Source organism: Bacteroidia bacterium (genome assembly GCA_040880525.1).
Lineage (GTDB): Bacteria > Bacteroidota > Bacteroidia > CAILMK01 > JBBDIG01 > JBBDIG01.
On sequence record JBBDIG010000040.1, the window covers coordinates 1 to 17,150 of the forward strand.

The window sequence follows — 17,150 nt, forward strand, 5'->3', positions numbered from 1 at the left end:
TCGGAATTGTAACTGCCTGATTTGCAATGATGAGGTTTGACGTTAGTCAAAATTCAAGAATCCATATAAAATTGCAATTCACTTTACTATATGCAAACGCATACAATATTACTATCTTCCACCTGAGTATATCTAATTGCATATAATTTAGTACATTTGACTGTTATTATATTTAAAAGCATATAATGAAGCAATTGGCGGAGTTTGTCAAAGAGCGTAGAAAAGAGGTATCGCTTACTCAGGAAGAATTTGCTGAACGTGCGGGTGTTGCCCTCACAGTTGTACGGAAAATAGAGCAGGGCAAAACGAACCTGAATATGGATAAGGTGAACCTTGTTCTCCGTATGTTTGGACATGAGCTGGCTCCGGTTAGCACGAAAGACCTGGATGAATGAGACAAGGAAAGGTATTTTATAAAGATCATTTGGCCGGGGTTATTACGGAAACAAATGATGGAGAGTACGTATTTCAATATGATGATCAATACGTAAAAGATCATCCGGATGGGTTCATCACATTCACAATGCCGGTTACAGCTCAGCCTTACGAGGATAAACGGCTCTTTCCCTTTTTTGAAGGGCTGATTCCTGAGGGATGGCTATTGGACATTGCCTCCGAAAATTGGAAGATCAATAAGAATGACCGGATGGGATTATTGCTGGCATGCTGTAAGGATTGTATAGGGGCCGTAAGCGTTGAACCAATAGTAGCAGGTGATGGGGAATAGATGTTTATATTGCTATGTGTCTGTTGAAGAAGGACTCAACTTTCATCAAAAGTGTTCACTGGAATTTTTTGGCACTTCCACACCACCTGAAATAGAATATTCGCTAGATCAAATGGATGAACTAGCGAAGAATGTGGTGGAACGTAGCATTTCCGTACCGGGTGTTCAGCCAAAACTCTCCATGTCATTGGTGAAGAAAACCACAGAGAGTGCTGATACACGGTTGACGGTAGTCGGGGCTTTAGGCGGGCAATATATTCTGAAACCGCCATCAGACCGCTTTCCGGAAATTCCCCAAAACGAACATGTGACCATGCGCATGGCCGAAAGTTTCGGGATCCGAGTAGTGCCTTCATCATTGATCCGCTTGTCTTCCGGTGAGCTATCCTACATCACCAAGCGGGTTGACCGTACAGCAACGGGCGAGAAGATCCACATGATAGATATGTTTCAGATCACCGAGGCATTTGATAAATATAAAAGCTCCCTGGAGAAAGTTGGTAAGGCACTCGGAAGTTATTCTGACAATACATTGCTTGATAAAGTCTTCTACTTTGAGTTAGTCCTTTTCTCATTTCTTACCGGAAACAATGATATGCATTTAAAAAATTTTTCGATGATCGAAAGTCCTTCTGGATGGGTACTGGCGTCTGCTTATGATTTATTGAATGTGGCTATCGTATTACCAGAAGATAAGGAGGAGCTTGCCCTGACATTGGTTGGAAAGAAAAAGAAATTGAAGCGGGAACATTTCGAGCAATTAGGCGAAGTATTAGGGCTTTCCGGAAAGCAGGTCAAAGGGGCATTTCAACGAATGATCAAAAACAAACCAAACGCATTTAACTGGATTGAGCACTCATTCTTGTCAGATGATATGAAAACTGCCTACAAGGAAGTATTTGACTTAAGGTGTGAGCAATTGGGATTAAAACTAAAATCGCCAAATAATGGTGCATAAATGAGACTTAAGAACCTGAATTGTCATCCGCAAAGTTTATTTTTTGTATTCCCCAAAAATTAAATACTTAGAAAATCAGATGAAGACCTTATCGCTAAAGTTGGATGAAGCCGTGTTTGCAACTACTGAAGCCATCCTCAAAAAATTGCAAAAGCCAAGGAACCGGTACATCAACGAGGCGATTGATCATTATAATCAATATCAAAAGCGGCTGTTGCTATCAGAAAAGTTAAAGGAAGAATCAGCACTGGTACAAGAGGATTCCATGTCAGTCCTGAAAGAATTCGAAGGATTGGAGGAAAATGGTTTAGCAATATGAAATATGGATTGCTGATCTGAACCCGCAACTCGGAAGTGAGCCAGGCAAAACGCGGCCTGTACTGGTGGTGCAAACTAACCTGCTAAATTCCGTTGGCCACCAACATTATCAAGCGTTCTCAAATCCTTAGGGTGCATCTCCAGGCCGGTGTGGCAAACGTAATGGAGGACTGCGACATTATGATGGACCAACTTCGGGCAATTGACAACAAGCGATGGATTAGGAAAATCGGCACAATACCTCCACTTACCGCAACTGTAGTGAAGGAGAATTTGAAAGCGGTGCTTGACTTTGAATAGTGGGGGAGGTAGGGTTGGTGCAGGTTTAGTAAATCCGTGAGAGATTTAACACTACTCGCCCTTCAAAATTTACAACTCCTCAAGTTAAAGTATAGAAGTCCTGACCCAAACCGACCGCCCACAAAATACGGGAGCGACCTGAAGGCGAAATGCAGAAGGCTCGGAAGGCAATATTCCAAAAAACCGGACAACTGAAAAAGGCAATTTAGACCACCCCTTACTTTTTCCCCACCAACAAGACAATCCCGCCAACCGTGGCCACAGCGCCTGCGATGAGGAGCATCAGGCCGGAGTTCATGCCTTTGTTGTCGGTGGCTTCAATGCTAATGGGGCCGAGGTTGGCCTCATGTTGACTGTCGTCCATTTGCATAAAGCCTGCAACGCCCATGATGATGCCTGCTACGAGGAGAATGATTCCGATAATTTTTTTCATGTTGGTTTATTGTAAGGATGAAAGGCCACAATCGGTCAGTTTGTTCTTTAAAACCTGTAAGGGCCATCTTGTCCATGACCTCATTTATCCCAATCCTGCCTCGTCCATTCCTTTACATCTAAACCAAAAAACAGCAACCACACATGAGATTGCTGCTTTTTTACTGTTCCAAACGGAAGGTCAGGGATACTGCTACTCCGTCTTCACCCACTTCTTCACTACCTGGCGGCCATTGATGGTAAGCCGGACGAAATAGATGCCGGGATGTATCGTGGTGGCCTGGCCGAGGTGCCAGTTGTGGGTTCCGTGGCTAAAGTGCTTCTCTTGCATCGCTGTGATTCTCCTGCTGGTCATGTCCAACATCTCTACTTGCACAATTCCGCTTTCCGGAATCGCAAGGGCAAGGTTCAGCTCTCCCGTAGATGGATTAGGATAGAGGCTTAAGCTGAGTGCTGCGGTGTTTGACTTTCGATGAATGCCGGTAAGGGTATCGGTTATAGTGGTAATGGCATCGTATTGTGCCGGGGCAAACTCCACTTGTCCATCTTCACTCTTGGGAATGGAAAAGAAGCGATAGGTATGGTCAATCGTACCGGTGAATTTAGCTGTGGTGTTGGGAAGCCATAGCTGGTACACGCCTGTGTCTTTGGCTACGTAAATGTCGTAGTTGCGAATGTTAGGCGTATACTGGCTGCTGCCCTGTGAACCCCATACTGGTGCGAGCATTCGCTCGTACCTACGCGGTTAAGTTGACAGTAATGGTATCCATAACCAATGTACCGGGCGCGAGGCTGTTGTCGGAACAAACAAAATTCTTAATATTACCATTTTGAACTTTACATCTATATGTGGCTAAATTCGAGGTAGAACGATCAGGTTCAAATGAAATATTCTTAATTTAAAAAATCACCAGAATTACGCACAGAATTAAATTAGAATTAATTGGACGCCTCACAACTTCTTACTCATCTTGCACAATTTGATGCTCAAAAGGCGATTGTTTCTAAAAATAAAAGCATCACTTTTTCAGAGCTGATAGCGCAGATCAGGGAGATTTCAGAGACCTGGCGAAGGCAATATCACGCTCAACAAATTTTGTTGTTAAAAGGCAAATATTCAATAAATACCATTGCTGCATTTTTTGCTGCCCTCGAAGCAGGTTTTCACCTGGTATTGGCACCCCGGGATTTATGCTTTACCACAGATGATGTTTTTTGGAGTTATCAAATTAATTTTTCTTCTGATAAAATTAATTTAATTCAGCAGGGGAAAAGCCAAAAGCCGCAAAAATTGCTTGCATTGGAGCATAAAGGCGAAGCGGCATTGATTCTCCTTACCAGCGGGAGCGAAGGACCATCCAAGCAGGTTATGTACAGTTTTCAGGATTTTATCATGGATTACCTGCATCGTTCTGCGAAAAATCTGGTTACTGTTCCTGTGATGCCGTTCGATCATTTTGGTGGGCTGGACGTGTGTCTGCGCGTGCTCTGCTCCGGGGGCACTCTGGTAATACCTGAAATTTCGCAACCGGCCGAAATTTTTAGAGCCGCGGAAGATCACCGTGCAAATTTTCTCAGCGCTACGCCCAGCTTCTTCAGGATGGCGCTGGCAGCCGGAATTCCTGTGTTGCATCCGCTACCGGATCTGCGCTGGATTAATCTGGGGGCCGAGGCTATTGCTCCCGCTTTGATTAGGCGGCTGAGCCAGGTTTTCCCACAGGCAGAAATCCGCCAGACGTTTGGAACCACGGAAAGCGGTGTGGTGGCAATGAGCAATTCGGGGACAGAAAGTCTCACAGCCATAAAAAACGGGATGCGGATCACCAACGGCTCCCTACAAGTGAAGCGGCATCCGGCATTTCTCGGCTACCTGAACCAGGATGATCCTGGCGAATACATTTCTACCAATGACCTGGCAGAAGAAAATACAGGTAGTTTCCGGATATTGGGCCGGAGCAGCCGCATTATCAATACAGGGGGAGAAAAGGTACATCCGGAAGTCGTGGAGGCTGTATTGCTCGAACATCCCAAAATTCAGGAGGTGCGCGTTTTTGCAGAGCCTCATCCGCTCCTCGGCCAAATAATTTGTGCAGAAGTATTGACCGAAGAAAAAGGTGCTGACCTCAGAACTGAATTGCGAAAGCATTGCCGTGAGCGGCTTTTGCCTCATCAGGTTCCGGTCAAATTCAGGTTCAGTGCGAAGATTGGCATTTCAAACCGATGGAAGAAGAAATGACTTTTCGCCTCATTCATAGTGTGGATAAATGGCTGCCCGTTACGCAACGCTGGATTTGGGAGCAATACCGTAACCTGCCCTTTTCAAATCAAATAATTTTTGCCGAAGAAGTGCTACCCATTTCGCCACCGGCCAGCGAAATACGCGTGAAGCCGGACGAAAGCAATGATCTGCTCAGCAGGTTATCACGGAAATTTCGAAACCCCAAGCCCTGGCGCCAGGCTGAACTTGATAAGATCGGGACTCCGGTTGTGCTGTTTTCCCATTTTGGTAACCGTGGCTGGAGCGATCTAAAGCTAAAGGCGGATTTACACATTACCCGATTTTATGGCTATGATCTTAAAAGGATCATTCAGCAGGATGGACGTTGGGAAGAGCGCTACCACAGGCTTTTTAAACAGTGCGATGCATTTATTGCGGAAGGAAATGCTATGGCGGCCAGGCTTCGTGAAATGGGCTGTTCCCAGAAAAAAATATATGTAATCCCTCTCGGCACTTCGCAGCCGGAAAAGACGATAATCCGGAACTATGAGGGCGGCAAGGTAGAAATCCTGATCGCTTCCGGTTTTACGGAAAAGAAAGGGATCGTGTATGCGCTACAGGCGTTGGGCGAACTAAAACAGGAAGGTCGCCTGAAGAACTTTACGATCAACCTGGTGGGAGCAGAGCGGCAAGATTATCTGCCTGACCGGGAATATTGGAACCGGATGCAAACCACCATCCGGGAGTTTGTGCTGGAGGGAAATACGATATTTCACGGATACCTTGAGTTCGATCAATTGCGCGCGCTGGCTTTGCAGTGCCACTTTGGAATGCACACCAGCGTAAGCGCGGCAGATGGCGACACAGAAGGCGGATCGCCCGTGGTGCTGATGGACCTGATGGCTGGCGGGCTGCCTTTCATTACCAGCCGCCATGCAGACATTCCGGAAGTGGTGACCGATCCGTGCGGCATTCTTTGCGAAGAAAGAGATGTAGAAGAGATAAAGCGGGCAGTGCTGGAAATGCTGGAACCGGATGTGCTCAGCCGGAAATCAGCCGCAGCCATAGACCGCATGGCTGCTCATTTTTTCTGGAACGACATCGGTCCAAAGCAGGCACAGTTGATCAATGCACTGTGGGCGCAGAAATTTGGACAATAGTCATCTTTTACAGCAGTGTACCTTTGCCGCCAACGCTATTTCCTTTGCAAATTTCCTTTATCATACCTGTTCGCAGAAAACTCTCAGGTCTTCGTACTACGCTTGTGAGCCTGGAGGCTCAGGAAGGATTGACCCAGGCAGAAGTAATTGTGGTGAATGACGGAGCCGACCCGGCCATTTCCGGTTTTCTCAAAAATTTAGCGTTTCCATTTTCTGTTTATGAAATTCCTGTTCACACATCCAAAGGTTCTTACAATGCCCGGAATCTTGGGATCCGGCAGGCTACCGCGCCTTATCTCATTTTTCTGGATGATTCGATTTTGCTGCCGCCAGACTGGTTTTTGAAGCTGAAGCCTTTGCTCGCACAGTTCGCCTACATAGCTTGCGAAGTGCGCATTCAGAAAGAACATGAAGAGAAGTTGAGCGAGAAATTCTTCCGGCTGACTGCATTCCAGACTGCCCGTTATGTTCAGGCGCATAACTTTGGCCTTACCTGCTGCCTGGCCGTGCAAAAGCAGGCTTTTGAGAAAACCGGGCTGTTTGACGACCATATCTTTTCGGGAGGTGACCGGGAGTTTGGGCAGCGATTGCACGGATTGGGATTGTCTCAAACGTACTTTGATGCGGCTATGGCATTGCATCCGGCTAAGGACTGGCAGCAGCAATTCCGGGTGCAGACGCGCATTTACAAAGGAATGCTTGACCTGGCAAAGCGGTATCCTGAGCGCTATTCCCAATTGCGTCCCACTTCTATGCAGCTTCTCCACAACTTTTACGGATTGGTAAAATCACTGCTATTTGCTTCACGAATCCCGCTTTATCAATCAGGGGCATTTACCTATCGGGAGTGGGTGGTAGTTAAATTATTCTCTACCTGGTTGTATTCCAAAGCACTGATAAAAATTTTGGTCTGGAAAAAACGGGATTTTAACGAATAGTATTTAAATCTTTTGGAACAATATCCCAGTATTTTGTTCACTGTGATGAACAATAAATTCTAAAAATGTATACTCCACTATACAAAATATCCAAAAAATGTTTGTTGTGATAAGCAAAATATCGTATTTTTGTTTACTGAAACGAACATAATGGAGCATATTATTGAAAAATACATAAAACAAGTTAGTTCCCTCAAATTCCCCTTTGAGCGATCAGCGCTGAAATTCTTTGATGAAGACCATCGTCTGCTGGGCTTAAAAGGACCGCGCGGAACAGGCAAGACTACCTTGTTGCTTCAATATGCCCGGATGCAGCCGGAATGGCGAACTAAAGTATTGTACGTCAGCCTCGATAATTTCTGGTTTGCTACCAACACCCTTTACAGCCTGGCAGATGATTTCCTGAAGCGGGATGGCTGCCTTTTGCTTTTGGATGAAGTACACAAATACTCCGGATGGGCGCAGGAACTGAAAAATATTTACGATGACCTGCCGGAATTAAAAGTCATTTTCACCGGCTCGTCATTGCTGGAAATTTTGAATGCCAGGGCGGACCTGAGCCGAAGAGCGGTTGTGTTCAACCTTCAGGGACTCTCGTTTCGGGAGTACCTTGCTTTGCAGCACAAGGTGAAGATACCTGCGCTTACATTGCCTGAAATTCTTGAACATCATGCAGAAATTGCAACGGACATTCTTGAAAAGGTAAAACCCCTGGCGCATTTCCAGCATTACCTGCAAAAAGGCTATTACCCGTTTTTTAAAGAATCAGAAAAGCTCTACTACCATAAACTGGAAGAAGTGGCGAACCTGATCCTCGAAATAGAATTACCGCAATTGCGGCATCTGGATCTTGGATATGTCCCGAAAATAAAGCAGCTATTGGCCGTAATAGCGCAATCATCTCCGTTTATACCCAATATCAGCAAGCTGAGCGAGCGCATCGGGATTAACCGGACTACACTTCTCCAATACGTTCACCACCTGGAAGATGCCGGGTTGCTGACGAACCTGTACAGGAAAAGTCAGGGCATTTCTCAATTGCAGAAGCCGAATAAAATTTTCCTGGATAATACAAATCTGAGCTTTATGCTTTTTTCAAATACTGATAAGGGTGCGCTACGCGAAACATTTTTTGCCAATCAGGTACGCTTCCGGGAGCAACTCAATTTTCCGGCAACCGGAGATTTCCTGGTAAATGGTCAGCATATATTTGAAGTAGGTGGGAAAAGCAAAACTACGCGGCAGATTAAAGGAGTGAAAAACGGATTCCGGGCTCTTGATGATCTCGAATATGGCTCAGGCAGGACCATTCCGCTATGGATGTTTGGGTTTCTATATTAAAGACGAGGGAAATTCAGGTATTCCAAAAAAATCATCTTCCCCAGGATGCGGGATTATCACGCCATTCTTCCAGGGTTTCCAGCATTTCGGATTTAATATAGTTCCGGGCTACAGCTCTTTGTATCAGCACAGGAAAGCTGGTAAGCGAAAAAGCCTTAACGGATGCTGAAGAAAAATTAGCCGCAGCCACCGGAAAGTTATAGCTGAAAATGGAAAGCAGGCCCAGCACGTCTACGTCTGCCTCCCGCAAGGCTGTAATGGCTTCAATGCTGCTTTTGCCCGTGGAGACCAGATCCTCGATCACGACTACGCGCTGCCGTTTTTCAAGACGCCCTTCTATCAGGCTTCCCGTACCATGCTCCTTTTTTTTGGATCGCACGTATGCCAGAGGAAAGTTCATTTGATTGGCAATGATAGCAGCATGAGGAATTCCTGCCGTAGCAACACCTGCAATGGCTTCTGCGTTGGGAAAGTCTGCGCTGATTTTATAGCAAAACTGGCTTTCCACATAGTTGCGTATTTCCGGGTAGCTGAGCAGCAGCCGGTTATCACAATATACCGGAGAACGCCAGCCCGATGCCCAGGTAAAAGGTTCTTCAGGCCGCAGAATTACTGCTTTAATCTCCAAAAGAAAATCAGCAATTTTGACCGCAATTTCATCCTCAGTTTTCATGTCGCAAACCTATAAAATCTACATAAACAACGCTCCTCTTATTATCACGGACAATCCGCTGATGAAGGATCCGGAGATGAAGCTGCTCATCCACCCTGGTAAAAAGGATATACGAAAGGCCGTTGAGGAACTGGAGAAAGAGACAACTCATCAGGGGTATTGTTTTCTGGATAAAGAATCAAAGAAAATTTTTCAGCGGTTTGTAAAAATGCATGAACTGGTGATAGCCGGAGGCGGGCTGGTGATCAGAGAGCAGAAGCTATTGATGATCGTGCGCCTGGGTTTGTGGGATCTCCCCAAGGGAAAGCTGGAAAAAAAAGAATCGTTCAGGGAAGGAGCCAAGCGGGAGGTAATGGAGGAATGTGGACTGAAGAGTCTGGAATTGCAGGAGAAAGCAGGTGTAACCTATCATACTTACACACGGAGAGGCAGCCGCAAACTGAAGCGTACTCACTGGTATTTTGCCACAACGGGGCAGGAGCAGCTTGTTCCGCAGGCCAATGAAGGAATTACTCATGCTGAATGGTTGGCAGCCGCAAAAGTGGAAGAAGCCCTGAAAAAGACCTATCCGGGTATTCGCGACATGGCTAAGACCGCTTTGCCGCACCTAAAAGAAAAGTGAAGCGAGAGAAGTCCTGCCGAGCCTTTTCCGACCTCACATAAAATTGATCTTTATATGTTCCCAATCCGGCCAGTCCTCCTGCTTCAATTCTAATATTTTATCAAAATAGGTGATGGTGAGCTGGCCGTTTTTGAATCGTGCATTGGCATAAGGAATGGGAAAAGTCTCCACATCGCGGTTGAATACCAGATCATGGACGCTCATAATAAAAAAGGATGGCCCCTCGAAACCGATCATCACGGGTTTGCGCTTCATATTTACAATGGCTATAAAGTTTGAAATGATGATGAGGAGCGCAATGCCTATGACGCCCGTCCAAAGGATTGGCATGTGATACACCAGCCGGTAAAAAAGCACCAGCATGAATAGGGTAAACAAAAGGAAATAATTTTGCGAAGCATATTCCTGCAGCACTACAAATTTGTTTTTCCTTTTTGGGAGGTAACGGCTTTTGAAAACATTCATATTATTAATCGCTGACTTTAGCTGCGAAAGATGCTCATTGCTATGGTAAATAAAAAATTTTCTTAACAGCCTATGAACAGGTAAACAATTTTGATGGATTGATCTTTAGGAAAGACGCGAAGGGATAAAGGCTCATTCCTGAAAAAGTTCCCCCTATATTTGAAAAATTTCCCAAGAAAAAAGCCACATGGAAAAAGCAAGTTTTGTAGATCTTTCAGGAACTTATTTCGCTGAAGATGAAAGGATATTCACAGTGGCAAACCGATCATTTCGTTATGGAGACGGTGTGTTTGAATCCATCAGGATCATTAATGGAAAGACCCATTTGCTCGAACTTCATATTCAGCGTCTTTTTAATGCTGCACGGTTTCTCAAAATAGAATTACCGGAAGAGTGGAATTATGAATTTTTTCAGGATGCCATCCTCCGCCTTGCAGACAAGAATGGCGTGGCAGAAAACGGACGGTTGCGGCTGAGCATCTTTCGTCAGCAGGGAGGGCTTTATTCGCCCAAGCGAAACGGGGGCGAATATGTGCTGGAGGCAAGAGGACATGACGTGCAAGGATTTCCGCTCAATGAAGAAGGGCTCAGGGTGGATATTTACACCGAAATAGAAAAAACCACCAATCATTATTCAAATTTCAAGACTTCAAATTCGCTGGTTTACGTTATGGCCAGCCTTTACCGGAAGGAACATAATCTTGATGACTGCTTTATTATAAATTCCAAATCGAGAGTAATAGAAGCAATCAGCGCCAATATTTTTTTTATTCGTGACGGGAAGATATATACTCCTCCGCTCAGCGAAGGCTGCATTTCTGGAATTATGCGCACCCACCTGCTGCAACTCATGGAGAAGGAAGGAATGCAGGTCCAGGAAACTCCCCTTACACTCGAAGAACTTTTTCAGGCTGATGAATTATTCCTCACCAATACTATCCAGGGAATCCGGTGGGTGAAGAATTATAAGATCCACGAATACAAACTTAAGGTGGCAAAGAAGCTGGCCAAAATGCTGAATAAGGCGATTTAATAAGTTAGATAAAGCGGCTTCATTAATTTGAAACCGCAATCTGGCCGGAGCAGTGAATTTGATAAGGTTCGTGCCTGGAAGCGCTAATCTTCCATTACTTCCACGGAGTACGATTCATAAATATTTTTGTCAGGAAATCGAAGGGTTTTCTTCATGTGCCTGATTATTCTTTGCCTTATTTCGGCAGGTGCAGCAAGCGTATCAGCAGAGAGAACAGTTGATTTAAAAGTAACAATGGATTTGCCGTTCTTTTTTTTATCAGAAAATGTAACGTTATTTTCCAGCGCCCGGATGCCCTCAATGTTCTCCATTTCCTTTTGCAGCGCTTCTGTAAGTTCGGTATTCATGCTGGCTTTGCGGAGGAATGGTGGTTTGCTGAATTGCCAATACATCATCATGGAAATTCCTGCGATTACTACCGCAACAGTCAGAATGGTGATAATTCTTTTTCCTTTCAGAAAACGAATCCCTCCGGGCGTGACTTTTCCATAAAAGTAAAACACGGCCGTGGCGGCTAAATGAATTCCCAGTAACTGGATCAGAATTCTGAAAAGGCTGCTGAGAACGACCTCACCGTTCATGAGGTAAATGCCTGCACCAAGAAGGCCGGTGGGCGGAGCAAGTGAAGCCGCAACCAAAATGCCGACCGCAGCTCCCGAAACCAAGCTGTCCCTTTCTGACTGGCAGACATTGAGTGCGCCTGCAAATCCTGCTACTATTGGAAGAAATATAGCTACCTTGGATACATGGCTGATCTCGATCATCAGCGGAGTGAGGATCTGAAGATTAAAAATTACGGAAAGAAGAAAACTGCCCGCTATGCCGGTTCCTATCGCCAGGCCATAGCGGAGGAGGCTGCTTTTGAGCAGCGATAATTTTCCGGCTGCTGTACCCAATGCAGCATTCATGGCGGGGCCGGCAAAAGGTGCTATCAGCATCGCGGCCACAAGCAGATAAGTGGTGGTGGTAAAAAGTCCAATCCAGACGATGATTCCTGCAGCCATTGAATATCCTATTAAACCAAAAATAGAACCTACACTCTGGATACCGCCCAGGTATATTTCCATTGAGCTTTTTGGCTGCACATCGGCCACCTCATCGGGCGCCTCTTCTTTTGGCGGATAGAGCGAAAGCACGCCCCGTGGTATCCAGTTTATCTCCGCATTTTCCACGAAGTCAATTTCTTTTAGAAATCCATTGAGGGTTTTATTTGGAAGAAATAAAATATATACTTCCTTGTCATCAGACGGGAATACGATAGTGTTTTTTCCCTCGTATTTTTCTACCGCTATTTCAATTCCTGTTCTGTGGCCTTTCGGAACTTTTAGTATGAGCTGGCGCATCGCACACGGGTTTTTGATTTTTTTACCAAACCCGGCTTAGCCGCAGATGTTTAGGCATTCCTTTACCTCACATAAAAAAATACGGTATTGAATTAAAACATTTTATATCAGTTTTTTAATTAAAAATTTAATGCTTAATTAAAACTGAAATAAACTATAATTTGAAGTTTTTATGCAGCCAATGAAGCAGAAGGGGCCAACCAACTCAGGTTAGCGTAATGCCATACAGCGTCATTTTCTTCTGCAATTCTTTCTCATCCATGTTTATCTGGCGGGCTGTGCTTTCAATGTCGTACTGGTTGTTCTTCAACTTTTCTCGGATGTATACTTTCTCTGCGTGAACCTTGAATTCTTCCAGCGTATCGTACCGGTGTACGTTCAGGTCGTTACCAGTGGAGGAGGCTTTTCCGGATTTTGCGAAAGCATTCACATCATCGCCCACTATTTTATCCCCGCTCAGGATGGCGAGCCGTTCCACCACATTATGTAGTTCACGAATATTTCCTGTCCATTCCAGCTTCTTTAACTCGTCAATTGCCTCATCTGTCAATTCCTTGTTGGGCATTGAATAATCTGTGATGATTTCATCGAGGAATTCCTGGGCCAGCGAGGGAATATCTTCGGTACGCTGGTTAAGTGGCGGCACGTGAATTACAATTACACTGAGGCGATGGTAAAGATCTTCACGAAAATTGCCTTTTTCAATTTCCTTGAAAAGATTTTTGTTTGTGGCTGCCACAATTCGTACGTTTACATCAATCATTTTATCGCCACCCACGCGCATGATCTTATTTTCCTGCAGCGCGCGCAACACCTTAGCCTGGGCGGAGAGACTCATATCTCCGATCTCGTCCATAAAGAGGGTGCCCCCATTGGCCTGCTCAAACTTCCCTATGCGCCTGCGGATGGCAGATGTAAAGGAGCCTTTTTCATGGCCAAACAGTTCGCTTTCAATCAATTCAGATGGAATGGCCGCACAGTTCACCTCCACCAGTGGACCATCTGCCCGCTGACTTTTTTCATGGAGCCATCGCGCCACCAGTTCCTTGCCTGTGCCATTTTCACCGGTTATGAGAACCCGGGCCTCCGTAGGTGCTACTTTATCAATGGTTTCCTTGATGTGAGTGATGGCATTTGATTCCCCGATGATGTCCCGTGTTTTGCTCACTCTGCGTTTCAGCGTCTTGGTCTCAGTAATCAGGTCCGATTTCTCCATAGCGTTTCGAATGGTGATCAGCAACCGGTTGAGATCAGGAGGCTTGGCAATAAAATCGAAAGCGCCCTTTTTTGTGGCTTCTACTGCTGTCTCAATTGTTCCATGGCCGGAGATCATTATAAAAGGCGTATCGGGTGAAACTTCCATGGTTTTCTCCAATACTTCCATCCCATCTACTTTCGGCATTTTTATATCACAAAGTATTACATCGAATGTGTTTTTCTTGATAAGGCCTATTGCTTCGGCACCATCGCGGGCCTCTTCCACCTGGTACTTTTCCGATTGCAAAATATCCTTCAGCGTTTCACGAATCATTTCTTCATCGTCCACGATCAGGATTTTGGGCGCATTTTTCATCGGCTCTTTTGATTTTATCATGAAATATTTACGGATTTAACAACAACCTGACGGGGTTGTTGGAAGGCGCAAGATAAGGTGAAAGGGAATTGCTCAAGAGCCGACTACTTGAGAATTGCAAAGGAACCATGTTTAATTTCACTGGAACCCAGATCTTCAACCGCAAAGAGATAAACCCCCTGCGTTACTTGCTGGCCGCTTTCTGATAGCAGATCCCAGGCATGTTCGCCTCCGGAAAACACGCGGCTGCCGCTACCACTGAAATCCTGAAACCACCGAATGTCTTCTCCATTATAGCTGGATGCATCGTGTTCCAGCTTTGCTACTACATCTCCTGCCAGCGTGTAGATGTTGATTACGCATCTTTCAGGAAGATTATAGAAATATATTTTCCGGGTGCGGGAAGAAGTGCCGTCCCATGCGGCTGATGTGCGATAAGGATTAGGATACACGCCAATTTCCACATTTTCATTTTCTCCGGCAGGAGGGGTTCCAGGGAATACACGGAAAGTATTTTCAGTAAAGCTGGATTCCAGCGGCTCCAGGCCCAGGTTTTCATCGCCTTCATCAAAAGCCGTCAGGATAAACCGGTATTGCCATCCATTGAGCATATCATTAATTGTATATCTAAAATGATAATGTAATGAATCAATCGGCACGGGATGTCGCAAACTGATGTCTTCGAAACCATTGTTAAATCCTACATTGTTCCCAGCGCTGTCCCATTGAGCAATGAGTATAGGTTCATTGCTTCCGGTTCCCTGCAAGTCATCTCCCGGTTTCGTACGGTATAATTTGAATCCTTCAAAATCCTGTTTCTTGGAAATGGGATCAATGGAGCTGACGGAATTATTGGTCCAATAAATATCCACGGCATTGTCTCGCGGCTGGATCTTTACTTTTGGTGATGCAGGTGGTTCAGGAAGAATGAAGCGATCCAGCGAATTATTGCTGTTCAGATCTTCATTCGCATCAAGCTCCCCGTTTGCGTTCAGGTCTTCGCCAAGATAGGTTCGCTTGCTCCAGTTGAGGTGTTCCATGAGTTCCTGCCGTGCCACGCGGGTATCAAGCTCCGGAGATGACGGATCGTCCAGTTGTCGGGCCGCCACCATCGCCATTGTGAACTGAACGGTCTCACCCGGAGCAATTTCAGGAATGGCCCCGATACTGATCAATTGAATTTTATTGGTTGCTGCTTTTAATGTGGATTGAGTGGATTGGTCAGTAAAATCCATCCCGTTTTTCATTTTAGTATAGCGTTCCAGATCGTCTTCGGGAGCTCCGAAAAGGCTGCCATCAAAAGACCGGAAATTCCAGAAATTGCCGTTGATCCGGGGAGCTGATAATCCCTGAGTTGTGAAGGTCGTATCATTTTCCGGATGAAAATACTGGTCTCGCCAGGTTACGCCCAGGATCTGAGAAGCGCCATAGGATCGCGTATAATCAAAATCATCTCCGCTTACCTGATATGCATAAATAGCCGAAGCAGAATCTGAAAAACCACCACCGCCTTTATTGAAAAAGGCTGATCCGCTTTCCTGCGTTACGTTTACATTCCTCACCACCAAATCGCTCCACATTCCTAAATAAACTGAATCCCAGGACGAATTAGAATGATTTGTCAGAGAATAATTCAGGATCACGAAGAAATCGGCAAATGAAAAATTCCAGGCGTAACTTTCGAGGTTAACTACGGCCATGAGCGGTAGGTTATGATCCTGCACAGGGATATTAGTGCCGGGCACGATCACGTTGCTGTCAGTAAAATTGGTAACAAAATCCTGGTGAGAAATGGCAGCGGAGGAGAAGTTCTCACTGCCGGGGAGGCTGCTGCGTTCAACAATGCCACTCAGGGTAGTAAACTCAAATCCGCTTGCACCGGTGGTGTAGCCTGAAGGCGCATCGAAAGCGGCTGTAGATACTGTGGTGTTGCCATTGAATTGTGCCCCGATCCAGATCCCACCCTCGAACAGATGCTCTATCCCGGAACCTAAGGGATATTCCATTGAAGGAGGGCCGGAGGGATCATTCCTCACATTGGGTCGGCCAATCGTACCGGTATTGCTGATGCTAAGTCCGATATTGCCCGCATCGGTATAGTCGGAGAGATAGGGCTGGCTATATCCGCTGAAAGCAATGCAGGAGAGGAGAATAAAAAGCGCAAAACGAAGCATGATCATACCTGCAAAATTAGATGAAAAGAACAGCAGGATAAAGCGGACGAATATTAAAAATCCATGAATTCATGCGATTGAGGAACGGAAAACAAGGGAAAATACCAGAACCATTGCCGCTATTATTTTACCTGTTTAATTATAAACTTTTTATGGTATATTAAATTTAATAAATAAAAAATCATGGCATCTTTGGAAATAAGTTTTTATCCTTTGGAAGAAAATTACAAGGAAATAATCCTGGATTTTATAAACAGCATAAAAAAGAATGAGAAGTTGGAAGTAGAGGTAAATTCATTCAGCACCCAGATTTTTGGGGATTATGACGAGATAATGAAATTACTTTCCACTGAGCTGAAGGAAGTATTAAGCCGGCAGCCCTCAATTGCTGTAATGAAGCTCTCAGCCCGAGATCTTAGATAAAGAGTTAACTTTTGCTTCGCGGAATGAAGGTATCAATAAGGCTGTTCACAATGGAAAGGATGAGGCTGAAGAGCAGTGCCCACCAGAAATTGCGCACTACAAAGCCGGGAATGAGCCAATCCGTCAACATGATAATTACGGCATTGATGACAAGTAAAAAGAGTCCAAGCGTAAAAACCGTAAGAGGAATAGTAAGAAGAATAAGGACAGGTTTTACAAATGCATTGAGCAGCGCAAGAATGGCCACAACTACCACGGCAATCCAAAATCCGGTAACCGAAACCCCCGGCAGCAGCCAGGCGCACAGCATTACGGCCAATGCCGATAAAGCGATATTTAAAATAAATCTTAACATCTTTTGGATTTTATATGAATGATCAAAGGTAGGTACATCATACGGACCTGGGCTGTTTTGCAGATCATTGAAAATAAATGAAAGCAGAATAACTAAA

Annotated in this window: 19 protein-coding genes and 1 pseudogene; 12 read left to right on the plus strand and 8 right to left on the minus strand. The window is 45.1% G+C overall.

Annotation, left to right across the window (positions count from 1 at the left end; translation table 11 throughout):
* Positions 1-185: 185 nt before the first annotated feature.
* From WD077_11550 to WD077_11570, 5 genes and pseudogenes are all read left to right on the plus strand, one after another.
* Complete coding sequence (locus tag WD077_11550; protein ID MEX0967866.1) at positions 186-395, plus strand: type II toxin-antitoxin system Y4mF family antitoxin; 210 nt, start codon at positions 186-188, stop codon at positions 393-395.
* Positions 392-727 carry a HipA N-terminal domain-containing protein gene (locus WD077_11555; protein MEX0967867.1) on the plus strand — a complete coding sequence of 112 codons (336 nt, stop codon included), beginning with the start codon at positions 392-394 and terminating at the stop codon, positions 725-727. Before WD077_11550 ends, WD077_11555 begins: the two co-directional genes overlap by 4 nt.
* Positions 717-1,685: a HipA domain-containing protein gene (locus tag WD077_11560; protein MEX0967868.1), complete on the plus strand. Its 969-nt coding sequence runs from the start codon at positions 717-719 to the stop codon at positions 1,683-1,685. Before WD077_11555 ends, WD077_11560 begins: the two co-directional genes overlap by 11 nt.
* A gap of 79 nt (positions 1,686-1,764) precedes the next feature.
* Positions 1,765-2,004: a hypothetical protein gene (locus WD077_11565; protein MEX0967869.1), complete on the plus strand. Its 240-nt coding sequence runs from the start codon at positions 1,765-1,767 to the stop codon at positions 2,002-2,004.
* A 16-nt stretch (positions 2,005-2,020) separates the two neighbouring features.
* Positions 2,021-2,303 (plus strand): annotated as a pseudogene (locus WD077_11570) (type II toxin-antitoxin system PemK/MazF family toxin).
* A gap of 217 nt (positions 2,304-2,520) precedes the next feature.
* Here the strand turns inward: WD077_11570 and WD077_11575 are convergent.
* On the minus strand, positions 2,521-2,736 hold the full coding sequence (locus tag WD077_11575) for a DUF3185 family protein (GenBank protein MEX0967870.1): 216 nt from the start codon (positions 2,734-2,736) through the stop codon (positions 2,521-2,523).
* Positions 2,737-2,928: 192 nt separating this feature from the next.
* A complete protein-coding gene (locus WD077_11580) occupies positions 2,929-3,462 on the minus strand; it encodes a T9SS type A sorting domain-containing protein (GenBank protein MEX0967871.1) in 534 nt (177 codons plus the stop codon).
* A 216-nt stretch (positions 3,463-3,678) separates the two neighbouring features.
* On the opposite strand from WD077_11580, the gene WD077_11585 reads away from it, so the two are divergent.
* The 4 genes from WD077_11585 to WD077_11600 all read left to right on the plus strand — a co-directional run bounded on the left by WD077_11585 (position 3,679) and on the right by WD077_11600 (position 8,392).
* On the plus strand, positions 3,679-4,971 hold the full coding sequence (locus WD077_11585; protein MEX0967872.1) for a fatty acid--CoA ligase family protein: 1,293 nt from the start codon (positions 3,679-3,681) through the stop codon (positions 4,969-4,971).
* Positions 4,956-6,113 carry a glycosyltransferase gene (locus WD077_11590; GenBank protein ID MEX0967873.1) on the plus strand — a complete coding sequence of 386 codons (1,158 nt, stop codon included), beginning with the start codon at positions 4,956-4,958 and terminating at the stop codon, positions 6,111-6,113. The genes WD077_11585 and WD077_11590 overlap by 16 nt, the downstream gene beginning before the upstream one ends.
* A complete protein-coding gene (locus WD077_11595; protein MEX0967874.1) occupies positions 6,089-7,051 on the plus strand; it encodes a glycosyltransferase family A protein in 963 nt (320 codons plus the stop codon). Before WD077_11590 ends, WD077_11595 begins: the two co-directional genes overlap by 25 nt.
* 129 nt (positions 7,052-7,180) lie before the next feature.
* The gene (locus tag WD077_11600) at positions 7,181-8,392 is read left to right on the plus strand and encodes an AAA family ATPase (GenBank protein ID MEX0967875.1); all 1,212 of its coding nucleotides are present in this window, start codon (positions 7,181-7,183) and stop codon (positions 8,390-8,392) included.
* 31 nt (positions 8,393-8,423) lie between these two features.
* Here the strand turns inward: WD077_11600 and pyrE are convergent, their stop codons facing one another.
* On the minus strand, positions 8,424-9,065 hold the full coding sequence (gene pyrE / locus WD077_11605) for an orotate phosphoribosyltransferase (protein ID MEX0967876.1): 642 nt from the start codon (positions 9,063-9,065) through the stop codon (positions 8,424-8,426).
* Here pyrE and WD077_11610 point away from each other — a divergent pair.
* Positions 9,064-9,687 carry an NUDIX domain-containing protein gene (locus tag WD077_11610; protein ID MEX0967877.1) on the plus strand — a complete coding sequence of 208 codons (624 nt, stop codon included), beginning with the start codon at positions 9,064-9,066 and terminating at the stop codon, positions 9,685-9,687. The genes pyrE and WD077_11610 overlap by 2 nt on opposite strands.
* A 33-nt stretch (positions 9,688-9,720) precedes the next feature.
* Here WD077_11610 and WD077_11615 read toward each other — a convergent pair whose 3' ends face one another.
* Positions 9,721-10,152 (minus strand): hypothetical protein, encoded by a 432-nt coding sequence (locus tag WD077_11615; protein MEX0967878.1) that lies wholly within the window; start codon positions 10,150-10,152, stop codon positions 9,721-9,723.
* A 187-nt stretch (positions 10,153-10,339) separates the two neighbouring features.
* Between WD077_11615 and WD077_11620 the strand changes: the two genes are divergently transcribed.
* Positions 10,340-11,185, plus strand: a complete 846-nt coding sequence (locus WD077_11620) for an aminotransferase class IV (protein MEX0967879.1) — start codon at positions 10,340-10,342, stop codon at positions 11,183-11,185.
* An 83-nt stretch (positions 11,186-11,268) separates the two neighbouring features.
* On the opposite strand, the gene WD077_11625 is transcribed toward WD077_11620, so the two are convergent.
* From WD077_11625 to WD077_11635, 3 genes are all read right to left on the minus strand, one after another.
* Positions 11,269-12,528, minus strand: a complete 1,260-nt coding sequence (locus tag WD077_11625) for a DUF389 domain-containing protein (GenBank protein ID MEX0967880.1) — start codon at positions 12,526-12,528, stop codon at positions 11,269-11,271.
* A gap of 205 nt (positions 12,529-12,733) precedes the next feature.
* On the minus strand, positions 12,734-14,122 hold the full coding sequence (locus WD077_11630) for a sigma-54 dependent transcriptional regulator (GenBank protein MEX0967881.1): 1,389 nt from the start codon (positions 14,120-14,122) through the stop codon (positions 12,734-12,736).
* An 83-nt stretch (positions 14,123-14,205) separates the two neighbouring features.
* The gene (locus WD077_11635; GenBank protein ID MEX0967882.1) at positions 14,206-16,281 is read right to left on the minus strand and encodes a hypothetical protein; all 2,076 of its coding nucleotides are present in this window, start codon (positions 16,279-16,281) and stop codon (positions 14,206-14,208) included.
* Between the two features lie 177 nt (positions 16,282-16,458).
* Between WD077_11635 and WD077_11640 the strand changes: the two genes are divergently transcribed.
* Positions 16,459-16,698: a YkoF family thiamine/hydroxymethylpyrimidine-binding protein gene (locus tag WD077_11640; GenBank protein MEX0967883.1), complete on the plus strand. Its 240-nt coding sequence runs from the start codon at positions 16,459-16,461 to the stop codon at positions 16,696-16,698.
* 4 nt (positions 16,699-16,702) lie between these two features.
* Here the strand turns inward: WD077_11640 and WD077_11645 are convergent, their stop codons facing one another.
* A complete protein-coding gene (locus tag WD077_11645) occupies positions 16,703-17,053 on the minus strand; it encodes a phage holin family protein (GenBank protein MEX0967884.1) in 351 nt (116 codons plus the stop codon).
* Positions 17,054-17,150: the final 97 nt, after the last annotated feature.

Coding starts and splice junctions, on each gene's coding strand:
- WD077_11550 (MEX0967866.1), top strand. CDS start 186: ATGAAGCAATTGGCGGAGTTTGTCAAAGAGCGTAGAAAAGAGGTATCG.
- WD077_11555 (MEX0967867.1), top strand. CDS start 392: ATGAGACAAGGAAAGGTATTTTATAAAGATCATTTGGCCGGGGTTATT.
- WD077_11560 (MEX0967868.1), top strand. CDS start 717: ATGGGGAATAGATGTTTATATTGCTATGTGTCTGTTGAAGAAGGACTC.
- WD077_11565 (MEX0967869.1), top strand. CDS start 1,765: ATGAAGACCTTATCGCTAAAGTTGGATGAAGCCGTGTTTGCAACTACT.
- WD077_11575 (MEX0967870.1), bottom strand. CDS start 2,736: ATGAAAAAAATTATCGGAATCATTCTCCTCGTAGCAGGCATCATCATG.
- WD077_11580 (MEX0967871.1), bottom strand. CDS start 3,462: ATGCTCGCACCAGTATGGGGTTCACAGGGCAGCAGCCAGTATACGCCT.
- WD077_11590 (MEX0967873.1), top strand. CDS start 4,956: ATGGAAGAAGAAATGACTTTTCGCCTCATTCATAGTGTGGATAAATGG.
- WD077_11610 (MEX0967877.1), top strand. CDS start 9,064: ATGTCGCAAACCTATAAAATCTACATAAACAACGCTCCTCTTATTATC.
- pyrE (MEX0967876.1), bottom strand. CDS start 9,065: ATGAAAACTGAGGATGAAATTGCGGTCAAAATTGCTGATTTTCTTTTG.
- WD077_11615 (MEX0967878.1), bottom strand. CDS start 10,152: ATGAATGTTTTCAAAAGCCGTTACCTCCCAAAAAGGAAAAACAAATTT.
- WD077_11620 (MEX0967879.1), top strand. CDS start 10,340: ATGGAAAAAGCAAGTTTTGTAGATCTTTCAGGAACTTATTTCGCTGAA.
- WD077_11625 (MEX0967880.1), bottom strand. CDS start 12,528: ATGCGCCAGCTCATACTAAAAGTTCCGAAAGGCCACAGAACAGGAATT.
- WD077_11630 (MEX0967881.1), bottom strand. CDS start 14,122: ATGATAAAATCAAAAGAGCCGATGAAAAATGCGCCCAAAATCCTGATC.
- WD077_11635 (MEX0967882.1), bottom strand. CDS start 16,281: ATGATCATGCTTCGTTTTGCGCTTTTTATTCTCCTCTCCTGCATTGCT.
- WD077_11640 (MEX0967883.1), top strand. CDS start 16,459: ATGGCATCTTTGGAAATAAGTTTTTATCCTTTGGAAGAAAATTACAAG.
- WD077_11645 (MEX0967884.1), bottom strand. CDS start 17,053: ATGTTAAGATTTATTTTAAATATCGCTTTATCGGCATTGGCCGTAATG.